This is a genomic window from Streptomyces humi, from assembly GCF_001005085.2.
In the GTDB taxonomy this organism is placed as follows: Bacteria; Actinomycetota; Actinomycetes; order Streptomycetales; family Streptomycetaceae; genus Streptomyces; species Streptomyces humi.
In genome coordinates this window covers 1-15,624 of sequence record NZ_LBMU02000142.1, presented here as the reverse complement: position 1 = coordinate 15,624, position 15,624 = coordinate 1, and the positions used below count along the sequence as shown (strand labels likewise).

Genomic DNA, 15,624 nt, shown 5'->3' with positions numbered 1-15,624 from the left:
CCGTCCCGCCCGTCCCGCCCGTCCCGCCCGTTCGTACGGCCTGGCCGGGCGGCCGGGCCGTACGAACGGGCGGGCGGGCCGCCGGGATGTCTCCCGGCGGCCCGTTCGTCGGGGACCGTGGTCAGCTGACGTCGGACGCGTCCAGGCGGTACAGACCGCTGCTGGTCGAGGTAGACGAACTCGACGTGCTCGACGTGCTCGACGAACTCGATGCGCTCGACGAACTCGACGTGCTCGAACCGCTGCTGTACGCCGAGGACTTGACCGCCGTGCCGTGCTTCTTGACCCAGGCGGCGATCTCCGAGTCGGTGCCCTGGCCGCCGTCGCTGCTGACGATGATGTAGTGCAGCTTGCCCGCCTTCACCAGGCTCTTGAGCTTGGCGAGGGTCATCGCGTCGTCGCTGCCGGACCAGCCGCCCATGGAGATCACGGGCTGGCCGGACTCCAGGATGATCGAGGAGGCCGTCTGGTCGGTGGCCACGGCCACCAGCCAGGTGGCGCCGTCCTGGTGCTTCTTGAGGTACGTGATCATCTCGGAGGTGACCTGGGAGCCACCGCCCATGCCGCCGCCTCCGCCCGTCTGACCGCCCTCGCTCGTGGACTTGCCGGAGGAGGCGGAACCGGACGAGGCGGAACCGGACGAGGCGGAACCGGTGCCGGACGGGGGTCGGCCCATCGACTGACCGCTGGAGCCGGAGCTGCTGGAGCCGGAGCTGGAACCGCCGGGGAAGCCGCCGCTCGGGGCGCTCCCGCCGGACCCGCTGCCGCTCTTGCTCCCGCTCGGCGCGCTGCCGCTCGGGCGCTGGCCACCGCCGCCCGTACCGCCCATGCCGCCGCCGGTGCTGGGCCCGGCCGTCGGGTTGGTGCCGTTGGTGCCCGCGGTGGTGGCCGCCGAGACGGAGTAGGCCGCCGGTCCTGCGAGCAGGGCGACGACCGCCGCCAGCGCCGCGAAGCCGATCAGCCGCTGCCGCCGCATGAACCGCCCGACCAGCAGCCCGGTCACCGCCAGCGCACCGCCCAGCGCGGCCGCCAGCTCGGCCACCGTGTACACCGTGCCGGAGCCGGAGACCCGCTGGAGCAGGACGACCGCCCAGACCGCGCTCGCGGCGACGGCCGCCGGAAGCACCCAGCCCCACCTGGCCGCCGAGCCCTCCCTGAAGGCCTGGTACAGCATGACCCCGCCCGCACCGGCCAGGGCGGCGATCCCCGGCGCCATGGCGGTGACGTAGTAGGGGTGGAAGGTTCCCTCGGCGAGGGAGAAGGTCAGGAAGTGCAGGACGAACCAGCCGCCCCAGAGCATCAGCGCCGCTCGCCTGGCGTCGGTGCGCGGCGCCCGGCCGCGCAGCACCAGCCCGCCGGCCAGGGCGATCGCGGCGAACGGGATCAGCCAGGAGATCTGGCCGCCCATGATGTCGTTGAACATCCGGTACAGGCCCGAACTGCCGCCGAAGCCGGCCCCGTTGCCCGCCGAGCCCACCGAGGAGCTCGCCCCGAAGATCCGGCCGAAGCCGTTGTAGCCGATGACCAGGTCCCAGACCGTGTTGTCGGTGGATCCGCCGATGTACGGCCGTGCGGAGGCCGGGATCAGGTCGACGACCACCATCCACCAGGCGCTGCTGACGACGAGGGCGACCGTGCCGACGGCGAGGTTGCGGACGCGCCTGCCCAGCGACAGGTCCGTCGCCCACAGGTAGACCAGGAAGAACGCCGGCAGGACGACGTACGCCTGCATCATCTTGGTGTTGAACGCGAAGCCGATCGCGACCGCCGACCACACCAGTGGCAGCAACCTGCCCGTGCGCACGGCCTTCAGCAGCGCGGCCGCGCCGAGCAGCATCAGGAAGACCAGGACCGGGTCGGGGTTGGTGTCGCGGTCGATGGCGACGGTGATCGGGGTGAGCGTCAGCACCAGCGCGGCGACGGTGCCCGCGACGACCCCGAAGTCCCGCTTGACGAGGCGGTACAGCAGGCCGACCGAGCCGACCCCCACGGCCACCATCGGCAGCATCAACTGCCAGGTGCCGTAACCGAACACGCGGGCCGACAGGCCCATCACCCACAGGGCGAACGGGGGTTTGTCGACGGTGATGAAGCTGCCGGCGTCCAGGGCGCCGAAGAAGAACGCCTTCCAGCTCTTGGTGCCGGAGTACACCGCCGCGTCGTAGAAGGTGTTGCCGGTGACGGAGGAGAGGTTCCAGGCGTACAGGGCGGTGGCCAGGAGCAGGATCGCCCACAGCGCGGGGCGTGCCCAGCGCGGGTCCTCCGGTGCGCCCAGGAAGAGCCTTCTGGCGCGGGAGACCGGCGGGGCGGCGGCCCGGTTCCGGTCCTCCCGGGCCGGGGCGGGCGGCGAGGCGAGGGTCGTCATGACGCGTACTCCATGGGCTCGACGGCGGTGACTGCCGCGGTGGGCAGGGCCGTGACGTTCTGCGGGACGGTGGTGCGGCGGGGTACGGCGTGGACGCGGGTGCGGCCGGTGACGGTGGACCGGAACATCCGGCCCATGCCCTTGAGGTCGTCCACGGCGGTGCGGACGATGTCGACCCGGCTGTCGGGGTCGTCGACCCAGTCGACCGGGACCTCGTGCACGCGCAGCCCGTTGCGCTGGGCGAGCACCAGCAGTTCGGTGTCGAAGAACCAGGCGGTGTCCTCGATGTGCGGGGCGAGGGCGCGGAACACATCGGCGCGGACGGCCTTGAAGCCGCACTGCGCGTCCGAGAACCGGGCGCCGAGGCCCGCCTTGAGCAGCAGGTTGTAGGAGCGCGAGATGAACTCCCGCCTGGGACCGCGCACGACGGCCGCCTGCCGGTGCAGCCGGCTGCCGATCGCGAGGTCGCTGTGCCCGGACAGGAGCGGGGCGACCAGCGGCAGGAAGCCGTCGAGTCCGGTCGACAGGTCGACGTCCATGTAGGCGACGACGTCGGCCGTGGAGCGGCTCCACACGTGCTTCAGGGCGCGGCCCCGGCCCTTCTGCTCCAGCCGCCGCGCGTGCACGTGCGGCAGGCGCAGGGTCAGCCCGGTCGCCACCGTCCAGGTGGCGTCCGTGCTGGCGTTGTCCGCGATCGTGATGCGGAAGGGGAACGGGAAGGACTCTTCGAGGTATGCGTGGAGACGGCCGATGCTGTCGGCGAGGACGTGAGCCTCGTTGTGGACCGGCACCACGATCTCGACCGACCGGCGCCGGACGCCTCCCGCGTTCGTTTCGTTCATGGTCATGACCATCGGGGCGCTGTCTGGGGCGGCCCTGAGGCTTCACTGAGCGAGGAATGAGAATCAGGGAACTCACAGCTGCCGCACAGTGGAAACCGGGAGGTCACAGACTGAAGACAACCAGTCAGTCGCCAAAGTCCTGAAACACTGGCGGTCTAAACTCTTGCCGCAATGGCCTGTGCCACGGCGACCGTGGTCGAAAATCGGGCAATCTCAGCCAAACCCGAAGGGTGTTCGGCGCTTTGATACGGATAGATTCAGTCACCAAGCGGTACCCGGACGGTACGGTCGCCGTCGACCGGCTCTCCCTCGAGATACCGGACCGCTCCATCACCGTCTTCGTCGGTCCCTCGGGCTGTGGCAAGACGACGACCCTGCGGATGATCAACCGGATGGTGGAGCCCAGCGAGGGCCGCATCCTCCTCGACGGCGCCGACATCCACGCGCAGCCCGTCAACACCCTGCGCCGCTCCATGGGTTACGTCATCCAGAACGCCGGACTCTTCCAGCACCGCACGATCGTCGACAACATCGCCACCGTGCCCCGGCTGCTCGGCTGGAGCAAGCAGAAGGCGCGGGCCCGGGCGGCCGAACTGATGGAACGGGTGGGCCTCGACACCGCGCTCGCCAAGCGCTACCCGTACCAGCTCTCCGGTGGCCAGCAGCAGCGCGTCGGTGTCGCCCGGGCGCTCGCCGCCGACCCGCCCGTGCTGCTGATGGACGAGCCGTTCTCCGCCGTCGACCCCGTGGTCCGCAAGGGACTTCAGGACGAACTGCTGCGTATCCAGGACGAGTTGGGCAAGACCATCGTCTTCGTCACCCATGACATCGACGAGGCGATCAAGCTCGGCACGATGGTCGCCGTGATGCGCACCGGCGGTCACCTCGCTCAGTACGCGCCCCCCGCCGAACTGCTCACCGCGCCCGCCGACGAGTTCGTCGAGGACTTCCTCGGTGCCGACCGCGGTATCCGGCGGCTCTCCTTCTTCCCGTCCACGGGGCTGGAGTTGCAGCGGGCCCCGATCGTCGCGATCGACGCCGACGCCGGCCGGCTCGGTGCCCGCGCCTCGGCCGACGCCCCCTATCTCCTCGTGACGGACCTGGACGGCAGGCCGCTCGGCTGGGGCGAGCCGCAGGACCTCACCGCCGGTTCGATCGACCCGGCCCGACTGCTGTCGTACGGACGGCCCTTCATGCCCGGCCGGGACTCGCTGCGCGCCGCCCTCGACGGCTCCGTGCTCTCCCCGACCGGCTGGGCGGTGGCCGTGGACGGCGAGGGACGCGCGGTCGGCGTCGTCTCCCAGCAGGTCATCGGCGCCGCGATCCGCACCGCCCACGCCGAGGGCCGCGACGACGCGAGGGTCGGGGGATGAGCGGCTTCTTCGACATCCCGAGCGACCTCCAGAACACCTACTTCGGACTGATCGGCCTGCACCTCCGCGAGGCCCTCATCCCGGTCCTGGCCGGTCTGCTGGTGTCCCTGCCCATCGCCCAGCTCTGTGTGCGATTCCGCTGGCTGTACCCGCCGGTCCTCGGCGTGACCACGATCCTGTACGCCATCCCCTCCCTGGCCTTCTTCGTCGTCCTCATCGACTACACGGGCCAGACGGAGACCACGGTGATGATCCCGCTCGCGGTCTACAGCCTGGTGGTGCTGGTCCCGGCCATCGTGGACGGCGTCCGCTCGGTTCCCGCGGAGACCCTGGCCGCGGCCACCGCGATGGGCCTCGGGCCCGTACGCCGGTACTTCCAGGTGCAGTTGCCGATCGCCGTCCCCGCCATCATCGCGGGCCTGCGGGTGGCCACCGTCTCCAGCATCTCCCTGGTCAGCGTCGGCATGCTGATCGGCAACCAGGGCGCCCTCGGCAACCTGCTCAACGACGCGAACCTCTACCACCGCCCCGAACTGGCGGTGAACTCCGTGGTGACGACGGCCGTGCTGGCGATCCTGGCCGACGCGTTCCTCGTCCTCGTCCGCCGTGTGCTGACGCCCTGGATGCCGAAGGAGAGCACCCGGTGAACGTCCTCAACTTCATCCACGCCTTCTTCAGCGACAGTTCGCACTGGCACGGCTACGACGGCATCCCCGCCCGGGTGTGGGAGCACATCCAGTACTCCCTGGAGGCGCTCGGCTACGCGGCCCTGATCGGCCTGCCGGTCGGCCTGGTCACCGGCCACTACGGCCGCGGCGGCAACACCCTCGCCCTGATCGCCACGGCCGGGCGCGCGCTGCCCAGCTTCGGCCTGCTGGTCCTGATGTTCATCTGGCTGGGCTTCGGGCTGCTGCCGGTGATGATTCCGCTGGTCATCCTCGCCGTACCGCCGATCCTGGTCACGACGTACGAGGCGCTCCGCTCGGTCGACCCGTCCCCGGTGGATGCCGCCCGGGGCATGGGCATGACGGAGTCACGAATCCTGTTCCAGGTCGAACTCCCGGTGGCCCTGCCGCTGATCCTCAGCGGCCTGCGCTCGGCGGCCATCCAGATCGTCTCGACGGCGACGATCGCGGCCTATGTCAGCCTGGGCGGCCTCGGCCGCTACATCATCGACGGCCTCTACCAGAAGAACTACGAGAAGGTGGTGGGCGGCGCGACCTTGGTGGCGGCGATGGCCCTGGTCACGCTCGGCATCTTCTGGGCGGTGGCGAGACTGACGGTCTCACCCGGCGTACGCCGAAGCTAGCGCCCCGCAAGGGGCGCGGGGAACTGCGCGCTCAGCCACCCACGGCCCGCAGTTCCCCACCCACCGCACTACCCCCCACTACGCGCCAGCGCCAGTTCCAGAACAACGAGCAGCGCGTCCCGCACCGACCCCCGTTCACGCGCGTCGAAGACGACCAGCGGCGTCCCTTCAGCGACGTCCAGAGCCCAGCGCACCTCGTCCAGCGTGTGCTCGACCTGCCCGTCGAACGCGTTGATCGCGACGGCGAACGGGATCCCCTTGTGCTCGAAGTAGTCGACGGCGGCGTAGCAGTCGTCCAGGCGACGCGTGTCAACGATCACCAGACCGCCGAGCGCCCCTTCGACGATGTCGTCCCACATGAAGCCGAACCGTTCCTGCCCGGGTGTGCCGAACAGGTACAGCTTGAGCGTCGGGTCGATGGTGATGCAGCCGAAGTCCATCGCCACGGTCGTGGTCGTCTTGCGCGGGGTGAGCGAGAGGTCGTCCACACCCGCCGCGACCTCGGTGATCGACGCCTCGGTGGTCAGTGGCTCGATCTCCGAGATCGAGCCGACGGCGGTGGTCTTGCCCACGCCGAAACCGCCCGCGATGACCATCTTCACCGGCAGCGGCGGCCGTACGGCCGTACGCCCGGCGCCCCGGGTCAGCGAGTCAGTCGGTGTCACGGAGTACCCCTCGGGAGTCGGGGATGGCCCGCAGGCCATCGATAACCCTGCGCAGGACGGACGAGTCGTGGGTGGCCTCGAAGTCCGGCACGTGGACCGTCAGCTGCCCGGCCTCGCGCAGGTCTTCTGCCAGCACCCGGACCACGTTCAGGTGCAGCCGCAGCCGGGCCGCCAGTTCCGCGAGCGACTGCGGAAGCCGGCACGCCGCGATGATGTCGTGCTGCTCGAAGGAGAGCCGGTCCAGCACCGCGAGCCCGGCGGTGGTGGCCACCACCTGGGTCTCGACGGGCATCGCCGGTCCGGAGGCGCTGTCCGCCACCCGGCCGGCGGTGACCAGGAACGGCCGTACGGCGGGGGCGGGGCCTACCGGGTCGCTGCCCGGGGGCGGTGAGCCGTCCGCCATGGCTGTGTCTTCCTCTCTCGACCGGATCTCTACCGGAGATCCCGGTCAGCGCGTCTGTGGGACGCCGACGCTGTTCTTCAGCTCAAGGACGAGCTGCGGACTGAGCGCCGCACCGGCGCGGTTGGCGAACAGCGTCATCTCGTAGGCGATGTTGCCGAGCTTGGCCTCGTTGTCGGCGACCACGCCGAGCACCGCGCCGTTGCCGATCGCCGAGACGATGACGTGCCCGCCCTCCAGGTCGATGATGACCTTGTTGAGGCCGCCCAGGCCGTAGTTGCCGGAGGCGCCGGCGGCCAGGCTGGTGATGCCGGAGACGATCGCGGCCAGACGCTCGGAGTGGGCGCGCTCGCGTAGTTCCGACACGGCGATCAGCAGACCGTCGGAGGACACGGCTATCGCGTCGACCACGCCTGCGGTCTCGGTCGCGAAGCGGTTCAGCAGCCAGGTGAAGTCGGCTGCGGCCGCCTGCAGGTCGGTCGGCGTGATGCCGCCCGTCGGGGTGTCACCTGTCGACGTGCTCACTGCTCGGCTCCTTCCGGAAGGTGGATCTGGTCGTGCGGCGGGTTCGGTTCGGGGTGCGGCGCGGGCCGCTCGTGGCTGCCGGTGTCGCTGTCGCGCCGGGCGCGCTCCACCGCCGCCTCGAACTCGTCCAGGGCGTCCCGTTCGGCCTCGGCGTCGCGGGTGCGCGGCGGCTGGGCCAGGGCCTGGGCGGCTCCGACGGTGGTGCGCAGGGTGGCGCCGCGTACCCGGCGGCGCAGGGGACGGGTGCCGTCGGCGTTGTCGGCCGGGGGTTCGCCGGAGCGCGCGGCGGGGATCAGCGGGGCCGTGGCATCGGCGGCGAGCCGCGACGGTGGCGTGGTGCCGGCCGCGGGGGCCGGCGGTGGCGTGGTGCCGGGCGCCGGGGCCTGCGCAGGCGTGGCGCCGGCCACGGGGGGCGACGGGGGCGTCCCGGGGTCGGTGGCGGCCGGCTCTCGGCGCGGTACCCGGCGGGGGAGCGAGCCCTCGGCCTCCGCCGTGGTGTGCTCCGGGCCGGAGGCCCAGCTCGGCGTGGCCGCGCCACCCCGCACCGGGGCCGTCCCGGCCGGCACCGAGGCCGCCGGAGTCGGTCCGGTCGGCTCGGCCGGGGCCGCGGGCTCCACGGTGAGCGGGCTGCCCGTGGTGTCGGCCACCGCGCTCATCGTCAGCAACAGCCGCGAGGGCAGCGTCACTTCGGCGGTGACACCGCCGCCAGGGGTGCGGGTCAGCTCGACGCCGATCTCCCAGCGGCGGGCCAGCGCACCCACCACGAACAGGCCGAGCACCTTGGTCGGCACCAGGTCGAGGCGCTCACGGCGGATCAGCCGGGCGTTCTCCTCGGCCAGCCGCTCGGAGCTCATGCCGAGGCCGTGGTCGGTGACAACGATGTGCGCACCCTGGTCGCCGGAGCGCACGGTCACCTCGACCGGGCTGCCCGCCGGCGAGAACGACACCGCGTTCTCCAGGAGTTCGGCCACCATCAGGGTGAGGTCGCCGATGATGTCCGGCTCGATCATGGCGTCCGTGCCGGCGTACAGCCGTACCCGCTGGTATCCCTCGATCTGGCCGAGCGCGGCCCGTACGACGTTGGACACCGGGGTGGGTCCCGCGGCCAGCACGGTCTCGCGGATGCCGGCCAGCAGCATCAGGCTGTCGGCGTTGCGGCGCAGGCGGACGGCGATGTGGTCGATGGAGTAGAGACGTTCCAGGAGCGCCGGGTCGGTCTCGGCCCGCTCCACCGCGTCGATGAAGGCCAGCTGGCGGGTGGTCAGGTTGCTGACGCGGCGGCCGACGTTGCCGAACATCTCGGCGGTGTTGCGGCGGCTGAGCACCTGCCGTTCCAGCAGCGCCGCGGCCGTCGTCTGCACCTGGTTGAAGGCCGCGGCCAGGTCGCCGATCTCGTCCCGGGCGGTGACCGGCATGTCCCGCAGCCGGGGCGGACCCGCGTCCTCGGCGTCGTCGTCGGCGACGCGGGCGAGTTCGCGGCCCGCCACCTCGGCGACCTCGTGCGCGACCCCCGTGAGGGCCTGCACCGGGCGGATCACCGAGCGGCGCACCAGCACCGAGAGCGCGAGCCACAGGACGAAGCCGAGCAGCGCGCCGCCCAGCAGCAGGCTCGCCCGCAGTTCGGCGGCGCGGTCGGTGGCGTCGGCGCGGGCGGCGATCTGGCCGATCAGCGAGGTGGTGATGGTCAGCCGGGCGGCGGCCTGGTCGTGATAGGCGGGGTAGTCGTTCAGCGCGTCCTTCACGGCCCGCCGGATCTGCTCCTGGTTGCCGGAGACCAGCTTGGTCGGGTCGATCTGCAACTCGGCGAAGGCCTCGGCGATGGCGCTCTGCGCCTTGGTGTGCTCGATGTCGGCGAGCTGCCGGGCCTGCCCCTCGGTGGCGAACCGGGCGAAGCGGCCGGCCTGGTGCTGGTACAGGTCGTAGGCACCGACCGCGTTGGTGAACTCGATCAGCGCGTTGGTGTCCCCGGTGGTGGCGGCGAGCACGTTGGTCTCGAAGGCGCCGTGAGCGGCGTCCGCCCGCAGCAGCGAGTCCAGCAGGTTTCCGGTGAAGGTGGAGGCGAGGCTGGTGTTGCGGTCCAGACCGAGGCCGTCGATCAGGTCGTTGGCCGCGTTGGAGTACGCCGGGTCGATGTTGTCGGCCGGCAGGTAGGACTGCTCGACGGACTGGCGGAGGCTGGACAGACCCTCCACCTGGCGCAGGGCGCTCGACTCGGTGTCCGGCAGGTCGCTGCCGAAGGCCTCACGGACCGTCTGGACCTGGTCGTTCACCGCCTTCTGGGCCGCGCGGTAGGCGGCCGCCGAGGGCTTGCCGTCGCCGGCCTCGTACCGCGCGGACAGCAGGATCGCCTGCTGGTGCTCGGCCTCGACCTTGTCCACCAGCCGTGCCACGCTCGCGCTGTCACGCACCATCTGGGCCGCGGACTCCGCGCCGCTGGACTGCTGGAGCAGATCGGTGAAGACGTACGCCAGCAGGACGGCGATCACGGCGAGCGGCACACCGACCAGCAGGTTGAGCTTGCGCCGGAAGGGCCAACGGTCGGCGAATCCCCGTATCCCGCTCCGTTCCGGGGCGGGCCGGACGGGCGCGTCCACCTGGTTCGTGGACACCGGGCCTCCTTCATGAGGGTGTCTGGTCTGTGGGGGGCGTCTTCACCCCGAGCTGTTGCGGAACGACACCGAGTAGCGGGCCCCGTGCACCGCTGTGACCGATATCAACTGCGGTGAGACTACAGCGTTCTTGAAGCGCCACTCCGCTTGCTCTTTATCAAGAATCCGTTACAAAGAGACCGCTCTCCGTCCACAACTGGCCACGGATCGAAGCCAATCGGTGACCCGGAGACACTTGACTGACCAAGAACGGGCTGGATTGGATCGTGCGGAGTGGTTCGCTACACCCCCACCCTTCCCACAGCTCCCGGAACGGCAACCGTGACTTCCAACACCCTTCCCAGCAGGTCAATCCGGACATACCGAGGCGTGGCGGCCGTCGCGCTCGCCGCGACGACGGCCCTGCTGGCGGGCTGTTCCTCCTCCTCCGACGACAGCAAGTCCGACCCGCTGTCGGACAGCAAGGCGAGCGGCGACACCGTCGTCGTCGGCTCCAACAACTTCGCCGAGAGCACCCTGATCGCGGACATCTACGGCGAAGCGCTCAAGGCCAAGGGCGTCAAGGTCACTTACAAGCCGAACATCGGCAGCCGCGAGACCACCTACGGCCTGCTCAAGAACGGTTCGATCTCGGTCCTGCCCGAGTACAACGGCGCCCTGCTCGCGTACCTCGACCCCAAGGCCACTCCGAAGACCGTCGAGGAGACCACCAAGGCCATCGAGGCCAAGCTCGACTCCAAGCTGACGCTGCTGGACCCGGCGGAGGCGCAGGACAAGGACACGGTGACGGTCAACGCGACGACCGCCGCCAAGTACAACCTCACCGAGAAGTCCTCGATCGGCGACCTGAAGAGCATCGCCAAGGACCTGGTCATCGGCGCCTCGCCGGAGTTCCAGACCCGCCAGCAGGGCCTGGTCGGCCTCAAGTCCGTGTACGGCCTGGAGTTCAAGTCCTTCAAGGCGCTCGACGCGGGCGGCGCGCTGACCGAGGCCGCCCTGACGAAGAACTCGGTGCAGGCCGCCGACATCTTCAGCACGGACCCGACCATCACCAAGGAGAAGTTCGTCGTCCTCCAGGACCCGGAGAACCTCTTCGGCTTCGAGAACGTCCAGCCCCTGGTCTACAAGAGCGCTCTGAACCAGACGGCCACCGACGCCCTCAACGCCGTCTCCGCCAAGCTGGACACGGCGACCCTGCTGGCACTGGACACCCAGGTGCAGTCGGACAACAAGGACCCGCTGGACGTCGCCCAGGCCTGGCTGAAGAAGGTCGGCCTCACCAGCTGACCCGGAGGGCACGGGCGCGGAACTCACCCACGACGAGTGTGTCCCGGCGTCGGATTCCGTCATCGGCGGCCGGGTCCGCGGAGGAAAACAGCGGCCGCCCGGCCGGGACCGGGGTACGGCCCCTCGTCGCTCGCAGGCTGTCCCACGACAGCCTCCGAGCGTGAGAGGACCGTACGCCATGACCTCCGCAGCCGTTCGTCCGCCGGCCACCGCCACCCCCTACCGGTGGCGGTGGCCGGCTCTCGTCGCTCTCCTCCTCGCCGAGGCGATGAACCTCCTGGACGCGACGATCGTCCAGGTCGCCGCCCCCGCCGTGCACGCCGACCTCGGCGGACCGGTCTCCGACGTCCAGTGGTTCAGCACGGCCTACACACTGCCGTTCGCGGTCCTGCTGATCACCGGTGGCCGCCTCGGCGACATCGCGGGCCGCCGCAGGCTCTTCGTCCTCGGCGTCACCTTCTTCACCGCCGCCTCGGCCGCCTGCGCCCTGGCGCCGTCCCCCGCCCTGCTGATCGCCTTCCGCGCGGTGCAGGGCGCCGCGGCGGCGGCGATCGTCCCGCAGACCATCGGGCTGATCAAGGCGATGTTCACGGGAGACGAGATGTCCCGCGCGCTGGGCAGCATCGGCCCGGTGATGGGACTCGCGGCGGTCAGCGGCCCGATCCTCGGCGGTGTCCTCACCCATGCCGACCTGTTCGGCTCCTCCTGGCGCGCCGCGTTCCTGGTGAACGTCCCGGTGGGCCTGGCCGTCCTGGCGCTGTCCCCGAGGATCCCGGAGGACCGCGCCCCCCACCGCCCCGCCCTCGACTGGCCGGGCACGGCCCTCGCGGCGGCCGGCACCGGCCTGCTGGTCCACCCCCTGATCGGCGCGAACCTCACCGAACTCCCGCCGCCCGACTGGGCGATGCTCGCCGCCGGCCTGCTCACCCTGGCCGCGTTCGCGGTGCGGCAGCGCCGTACGAAGGCTCCCCTGCTGGAACCGACCCTCTTCACCCGCCGGGGCTTCCCGCCCGCTCTCGCCACCTCGACGGCGTTCTTCGCGGTGACCAACGGCCTGCTGACCGTGGTGGTCCTCCAGCTCCAACTCCAGTCCGGAGCGGACGTGCTGACGGCGGGCCTGAGCCTGACCCCGTGGTCCGCCGGGCTGGCGGTCGCGTCGTGGCTGTCCGGCCGCCGTGGCGCCCGGCGCCGCATGATGCGCTACGGCCTGGCCCTGGTCCTCCTGGGCCTGACCGCCGCGACAGCGGTGTACGCGACCACCGCCCCCGCCCGTCACCCCTGGCCGCTGCTGCCCGCGCTGGCCCTGGTCGGCCTGGGCGCGGGCCTGTTCACCCCCGCCTTCTTCACCATGGCCCTGCGACCGTTGCGCCCCCAGGAGGTCGGCTCGGCGGCGGGTGCGCTGAACGCCGTACAGCAACTGGGGGCGACACTCGGCGTGGCCGTCCTCGGCAGTACCTACCTGGACGGCTCGGCGGAGGCCGCCTGTGCCGTGGCCGTGGCCCTCACCGCACTGTGCTGGGCCACGAGCCGCCGCATGTGACGGTCTTCCCTCGCGACGGCGCCGGTCAGAGGTCGAACTCGTGCGGCGGCAGGTCGAGCGTGAAGCAGGCCTCACGCACCACGGCCTGCTCCGTCTTGTCGAAGTCGCCGTCCGCGCCGCCGATCACGATGCCGATCTGGATGACGGCCCGCGCCTCGGCGGGCTTCTTCTTCGCCTTGGCGACCTCCTGCAACACGCTCACCTTGCCGAAGGCGAAGTCCGTCGTCAGCTTGTTCAGGTTCTCCTCGAAACGGCGGCGCAGGTCGTCCGCCGGGAAGTTCTGCAACACCTCGTTGGTGGCGATGAGCTGGGCGACCCGCTGCCGCTCCGCCGGGTCGATGGTGCCGTCGGCGGCGGCCACGAGCGCGCACATCGCCATGCTCGCGTCGCGGAACGCACCGCTCTTCAGGTCGTTCTTCTTCGCCACGAGCTGGGTCTGCATCTGCGTCGCGGAATCCTTGATGCGGTCCCACAGGGCCATGCGCACTCCTCGGTCGGTCCGGTGCCTGCCGGTGAATATCTTCTACAACAACGTAGAAACTGCCCTGGCCGCCGATAAGTTCCCGCGTCCTAGACTGGTCCCTCGATCCGGTGGACAGGAGGACGGCGACGGTGGCGACAGGGCCTGGCAGAGGTGACGGGGACCCCTCCGCGGACGTGCTCACGGAAGCAGCCGCCGCCTTCGGGCTGCTCGCCTCGCCCGCCCGGCTGCACATCGTCTGGACGCTGGCCCAGGGCGAGAGCGACGTCACCGGCCTCGCCGAACGGGTCGGCGGCGCACTGCCCGCCGTCAGCCAGCACCTCACCAAGCTGAAGCTCGCCGGTCTCGTCCGCTCCCGCAGGGAGGGCCGCCGCCAGGTGTACCTCGTCGACGACCCGGACGTCGTGGACGTCGTACGGCTCCTCGTCGGCCGCCTCACCGACCGCACCACCGGCGCCGGCCTGCCGGCGCCCCGCCGGATCCGTGGACTCTGAGGACGAGGCCGCCACCGCACTTCAGGTGCTGCGCCGGCTGGAGACGGGACCGCGCGGGCTGACCGAGGCCGAGGCTGCGGCCCGGCTCGCCGACGTCGGCGAGAACACCCCGCCCCGCCCGCACACCACCCCCTGGCCGCTGCGCTGCGCCCGCGCCCTGCGCGACCCGTTCACCGCCGTCCTCCTCACCCTCGGCCTGGTCTCCGCCCTCGTCGCCTCCTGGGGCACGGCCGTCGTCATCCTCGCCCTGGTCGCGGTCAGCGCCGGACTGCGCGCGGCCGGCGAGCGCCGCGCCGACCGCTCCCTGGCCGCCCTGCGCGAACTCGTCGCCGGTACGGCCACCGTGCTGCGCCGCGCCGGCCCGGACGCGGAGCCGCGGGCCCGGGAGGTCGCGGTCGCCGACCTGGTCCCCGGTGACGTCGTACGGCTCGGCCCGGGCGACCTGGTGCCCGCCGACGTACGTCTGCTGCGCGCCCGTGGGCTGACCGTGCACCAGGCCGCGCTCACCGGCGAGTCGGTGCCCGTCGCCAAGGCCGCCGTCGACGTGCCGCGGCCCGCGGACACCGGACGCTTCGACGAGCCGTACCTCTGTTTCCAGGGCAGTGGGGTCGCCTCGGGCAGCGCCACCGCGGTGGTCGTGGCGACGGGGCGGCGGACCCGGTTCGCCGCCGCCCAGGCCGCCGTGGACGGGCGGCGGGAGGCGAGCGCCTTCGACCGGTCCGTGCACGGCATCTCCTGGGTCCTGATCCGGTTCATGCTGCTGACCCCGCCCCTGGTCCTCATGGCCAACGCGGCCCTGCGCGGCCGGGGCCTGGAGACGCTGCCCTTCGCGGTCGCGGTCGCCGTCGGACTCACCCCCGAGATGCTCCCGGTGGTCGTCACCACCTGCCTGGCCCGGGGCGCCGCACTGCTCGCCCGCGCCCACCGGGTGGTCGTACGACGGCTGCCCGCGCTGCACGACCTGGGCGCGGCCGACGTGCTCTGCCTGGACAAGACGGGCACCCTCACCCAGGACCGGCCCGTCGTCGAACGCGCGCTCGGGCCGGACGGCGAGGAGAGTCCCGAAGCGCTGCGGTGGGCGGCGGTCGCCGCCTGGTGGACCCTCCAGCTCGCCGAACTGCCCGCCCCCGACGCCCTGGACGAGGCCCTGCTCACCGCGGCCGGACCGGTGGGGGAGGAGTACGACGGCATCGACGCCGTGCCCTTCGACCCGGAGCGGCGCACCGCCTCCGCACTCGTCACCGACGGACCCGGCACCGGGTTGCTCATCACCAAGGGCGCCGCCGAGGACGTGCTGGAGCGGTGCGTCCTTGACCCCGCCGAACGCGTCCGTCTGCTCGGCCTCGCCGCCGGCCAGGCCGCCGCCGGACTGCGGGTGCTGGCGGTCGCCACCGTCGGACTCCCGCATCCCCGGCTCGGCTCGGGCGGGGGGACGGCCGGCGCCCGCGGGCGCCCCGGCGCGGCCGCCGACCGGCACGACCTCACCTTCCGGGGCCTGGTCACCTTCCGCGACGCCCTCGCGCCCGGCGCCGCCGAGGCCCTGCGCACCCTCACCGGGCTCGGCATCACGATCCGCGTGCTCACCGGCGACCATCCGGCGACGGCGGCCCGCGCCTGCCGGGACCTCGGCCTGGACATCGGCGCGGACCAGGGCCACGGCCTGGATCCCGATGCGGGTGGGGGTGCGGGTGGGGATGCGGGTTCAGGTACGGGTGCCGGTGCCGGTGGGGGTGG

General features: G+C 71.8%; 14 protein-coding genes. 7 read left to right on the top strand and 7 right to left on the bottom strand.

Going from position 1 to position 15,624, the window contains the following annotated elements:
* Positions 1-121: 121 nt before the first annotated feature.
* Both AAW13_RS43030 and AAW13_RS43025 read right to left on the bottom strand, forming a co-directional pair.
* Complete coding sequence (locus AAW13_RS43030) at positions 122-2,365, bottom strand: ArnT family glycosyltransferase (RefSeq protein WP_046732642.1); 2,244 nt, start codon at positions 2,363-2,365, stop codon at positions 122-124.
* Entirely contained in the window at positions 2,362-3,207 is an 846-nt protein-coding gene (locus tag AAW13_RS43025; protein WP_046732644.1) for a glycosyltransferase, read from the bottom strand. The genes AAW13_RS43030 and AAW13_RS43025 overlap by 4 nt, the downstream gene beginning before the upstream one ends.
* 242 nt (positions 3,208-3,449) lie before the next feature.
* On the opposite strand from AAW13_RS43025, the gene AAW13_RS43020 reads away from it, so the two are divergent.
* From AAW13_RS43020 to AAW13_RS43010, 3 genes are read left to right on the top strand one after another with little or no spacing between them, the layout of a single operon-like run.
* Positions 3,450-4,580 (top strand): ABC transporter ATP-binding protein, encoded by a 1,131-nt coding sequence (locus AAW13_RS43020; RefSeq protein ID WP_046732641.1) that lies wholly within the window; start codon positions 3,450-3,452, stop codon positions 4,578-4,580.
* Entirely contained in the window at positions 4,577-5,227 is a 651-nt protein-coding gene (locus AAW13_RS43015; RefSeq protein ID WP_046732640.1) for an ABC transporter permease, read from the top strand. The genes AAW13_RS43020 and AAW13_RS43015 overlap by 4 nt, the downstream gene beginning before the upstream one ends.
* Positions 5,224-5,889: an ABC transporter permease gene (locus AAW13_RS43010; RefSeq protein ID WP_046732639.1), complete on the top strand. Its 666-nt coding sequence runs from the start codon at positions 5,224-5,226 to the stop codon at positions 5,887-5,889. The genes AAW13_RS43015 and AAW13_RS43010 overlap by 4 nt, the downstream gene beginning before the upstream one ends.
* A gap of 68 nt (positions 5,890-5,957) precedes the next feature.
* On the opposite strand, the gene AAW13_RS43005 is transcribed toward AAW13_RS43010, so the two are convergent.
* Genes AAW13_RS43005 through AAW13_RS42990 form a run of 4 tightly spaced genes read right to left on the bottom strand, consistent with a single transcriptional unit; the run spans position 5,958 to position 10,088 of the window.
* Positions 5,958-6,554, bottom strand: a complete 597-nt coding sequence (locus tag AAW13_RS43005; RefSeq protein ID WP_046732638.1) for a GTP-binding protein — start codon at positions 6,552-6,554, stop codon at positions 5,958-5,960.
* Positions 6,541-6,957 carry a DUF742 domain-containing protein gene (locus AAW13_RS43000; protein ID WP_046732637.1) on the bottom strand — a complete coding sequence of 139 codons (417 nt, stop codon included), beginning with the start codon at positions 6,955-6,957 and terminating at the stop codon, positions 6,541-6,543. The genes AAW13_RS43005 and AAW13_RS43000 overlap by 14 nt, the downstream gene beginning before the upstream one ends.
* A gap of 45 nt (positions 6,958-7,002) precedes the next feature.
* Positions 7,003-7,479 (bottom strand): roadblock/LC7 domain-containing protein, encoded by a 477-nt coding sequence (locus AAW13_RS42995; protein WP_046732636.1) that lies wholly within the window; start codon positions 7,477-7,479, stop codon positions 7,003-7,005.
* Positions 7,476-10,088, bottom strand: coding sequence for an ATP-binding protein (locus AAW13_RS42990; protein ID WP_046732635.1), 2,613 nt, complete (start codon positions 10,086-10,088; stop codon positions 7,476-7,478). Before AAW13_RS42990 ends, AAW13_RS42995 begins: the two co-directional genes overlap by 4 nt.
* Before the next feature lie 321 nt (positions 10,089-10,409).
* Between AAW13_RS42990 and AAW13_RS42985 the strand changes: the two genes are divergently transcribed.
* Positions 10,410-11,375, top strand: coding sequence for an ABC transporter substrate-binding protein (locus AAW13_RS42985; protein WP_046732634.1), 966 nt, complete (start codon positions 10,410-10,412; stop codon positions 11,373-11,375).
* 178 nt (positions 11,376-11,553) lie between these two features.
* Positions 11,554-12,915: an MFS transporter gene (locus tag AAW13_RS42980; RefSeq protein ID WP_046732633.1), complete on the top strand. Its 1,362-nt coding sequence runs from the start codon at positions 11,554-11,556 to the stop codon at positions 12,913-12,915.
* Positions 12,916-12,940: 25 nt separating this feature from the next.
* On the opposite strand, the gene AAW13_RS42975 is transcribed toward AAW13_RS42980, so the two are convergent.
* On the bottom strand, positions 12,941-13,396 hold the full coding sequence (locus AAW13_RS42975) for a tellurite resistance TerB family protein (RefSeq protein WP_046732632.1): 456 nt from the start codon (positions 13,394-13,396) through the stop codon (positions 12,941-12,943).
* Between the two features lie 131 nt (positions 13,397-13,527).
* Between AAW13_RS42975 and AAW13_RS42970 the strand changes: the two genes are divergently transcribed.
* Positions 13,528-13,890, top strand: coding sequence for an ArsR/SmtB family transcription factor (locus tag AAW13_RS42970; RefSeq protein WP_046732631.1), 363 nt, complete (start codon positions 13,528-13,530; stop codon positions 13,888-13,890).
* On the top strand, positions 13,880-15,624 hold a 1,745-nt coding region (locus AAW13_RS42965; RefSeq protein WP_143145106.1), incomplete at its 3' end, for a P-type ATPase actuator domain-containing protein. The genes AAW13_RS42970 and AAW13_RS42965, both read left to right, overlap by 11 nt.

Excerpts from the sequence above, each read along its gene's own strand:
- AAW13_RS43030 (WP_046732642.1), bottom strand. The coding sequence starts at position 2,365 with ATGACGACCCTCGCCTCGCCGCCCGCCCCGGCCCGGGAGGACCGGAAC.
- AAW13_RS43025 (WP_046732644.1), bottom strand. The coding sequence starts at position 3,207 with ATGAACGAAACGAACGCGGGAGGCGTCCGGCGCCGGTCGGTCGAGATC.
- AAW13_RS43015 (WP_046732640.1), top strand. The coding sequence starts at position 4,577 with ATGAGCGGCTTCTTCGACATCCCGAGCGACCTCCAGAACACCTACTTC.
- AAW13_RS43000 (WP_046732637.1), bottom strand. The coding sequence starts at position 6,957 with ATGGCGGACGGCTCACCGCCCCCGGGCAGCGACCCGGTAGGCCCCGCC.
- AAW13_RS42980 (WP_046732633.1), top strand. The coding sequence starts at position 11,554 with ATGACCTCCGCAGCCGTTCGTCCGCCGGCCACCGCCACCCCCTACCGG.
- AAW13_RS42975 (WP_046732632.1), bottom strand. The coding sequence starts at position 13,396 with ATGGCCCTGTGGGACCGCATCAAGGATTCCGCGACGCAGATGCAGACC.